1 protein-coding gene and 1 pseudogene are annotated in these 966 nt (G+C 60.9%); one reads left to right on the forward strand and one right to left on the reverse strand.

Features of this window, described 5'->3' with window-relative positions:
- A pseudogene (locus A5744_RS07435) lies at positions 1 to 188 on the reverse strand (serine/threonine protein kinase); the annotation flags it as partial.
- Between the two features lie 123 nt (positions 189 to 311).
- On the opposite strand from A5744_RS07435, the gene A5744_RS07440 reads away from it, so the two are divergent.
- Positions 312 to 966, forward strand: a 655-nt coding sequence (locus A5744_RS07440; protein WP_139331277.1) for a serine/threonine-protein kinase, incomplete at its 3' end; no start/stop codon positions are given.

Raw genomic sequence — 966 nt, forward strand, 5'->3', positions numbered from 1 at the left:
AAGTCGGCCTCCCTGATGAACCGATCCCGGTAGTCGGGTTGACTGGATAGCTGGTCGTTCAGAATCTTGAGGGCGTCCCGCCGCGGCAACCGTGGGTGCTGAGCGAGGTAGACATCACCCATCGCACCGGTCCCTAATAGCGACACGATGGTGTAGCCGGCGAACGAGGCACCGCTCATCAACGGCATGCGCAAATGTTAACGACGCCCATCGCCGGTTGTTCAAGAATGCACCGCTACGCACTATCCCGAGTCGACGCTGTTTTTGTCGGAGTGTCACTGGTCAGCCGCTGCGCTTGTAGTATGCGGCGCATGCCGCTAGAGGAAGGGGCGGATTTCGCCGGGTTCACCGTGGTGCGGCTGTTGGGCAGCGGCGGAATGGGTGAGGTCTATTTGGCTCGACATCCGCGGTTGCCCAGGCTGGAAGCGCTGAAGGTTTTGCGCGCCGATGTCTCCGCCGACCCAAGTTTTCGAGAGCGGTTCATTCGAGAGGCCGACTTGGCGTCGTCGCTGTGGCATCCACACATCGTTGAGGTGTATGACCGGGGCGAATTCGAGGGTGATTTGTGGATCGCGATGCGCTACGTCGACGGGTTCGATACCCGTCGAGTGCTTCGGGAAAGCTGTCCGTCCGGAATGCCGGCTGCCGATGCGCGGACCGTAATTGCCGGCGTCGCCAGCGCGCTGGATTATGCCCACCAGAAAGGCCTGCTGCACCGCGATGTCAAGCCGGCCAATATCCTGCTGACCCGTCCACAGGGCGGAAAGCAACGTATCTTGTTGACCGACTTCGGCATTGCCCGCAATCGGGACGAGATCAGTGGTCTTACACAGACAAACATGACCGTTGGTACGGCCGCCTACGCAGCGCCCGAACAGTTGATGGGCGGCCACATCGATGGACGGGCCGATCAGTACGCCCTAGCCGCCACCGCGTATCACCTTCTCACTGGCACAACGCTTTTCC

It is taken from the genome of Mycobacterium sp. IS-1264, from assembly GCF_001954195.1.
In the GTDB taxonomy this organism is placed as follows: Bacteria; Actinomycetota; Actinomycetes; order Mycobacteriales; family Mycobacteriaceae; genus Mycobacterium.